A 719-nucleotide genomic window follows, 5' to 3' on the forward strand; every position below is an offset into this window, starting at 1 on the left:
GCCTTGACGACGTTGCGCCCCACCGTCCAGCGGTGCACCTCATCGGGGCCGTCGACGATGCGGCTCATTCTCGCCTCTGAGAGCCAGGCCGCCAACGGCAGGTCGTGGGTGTAGCCCAAGGACCCGTGTATCTGCAACGCCGTGTCGATCACCTCGATCAGCATGTTGGCGATATAGGTTTTGGCCATCGAGTTCTCGATGCGCAGGTCGTGCCCGTGCTCCATTTTGTAGGCCAGGTGCAGGATCATCAGTCGCGTGATGTAGAGCTTCTCGGCGCAATCGGCGAGCATCCACTGGATGCCTTGCCGATCGGCGACGCGCTTGCCGAAGGTGACACGCTCGCACGCACGTGCGGTGGCCATATCCAAGGCTGCCTGAGCTTTGGCCACGCTCCACATCCCGTGCCGGAGCCGGCCGTATCCGAGCCGATGCTGGCCCATGGCAAAGCCCTGTCCAAGTCCGCCGAGAATGTTCTCGTGGGGGACAACGAGGTCGTTGATGCGCACTTCGGCGTGGCCCATCTGGATTTCGCCCTGGTAGGTGGGGATATCGGATTCGCCCATGATAGGGATATTGCGGACGATATCGAAACCCGCGTTGGGCAGCTCCACCAAGAAGGTGGTGTATTGCCGATGACGAGGGGCGTCGGGATCGGTCTTGGCCATCACCAGTGCCAGCTGAGAAATGGACGCCCCTGAGGTGTACCACTTCTCGCCGTT

General features: G+C 61.8%; 1 protein-coding gene. It reads right to left on the reverse strand.

Annotated features, from left to right (window positions below; genetic code table 11):
* A partial coding sequence (locus tag A9X04_RS32185; protein WP_197508960.1) for an acyl-CoA dehydrogenase family protein occupies positions 1–719 on the reverse strand: 719 nt, incomplete at both ends.

The organism is Mycobacterium sp. E3247, from assembly GCF_001667785.1.
In the GTDB taxonomy this organism is placed as follows: domain Bacteria; phylum Actinomycetota; class Actinomycetes; order Mycobacteriales; family Mycobacteriaceae; genus Mycobacterium.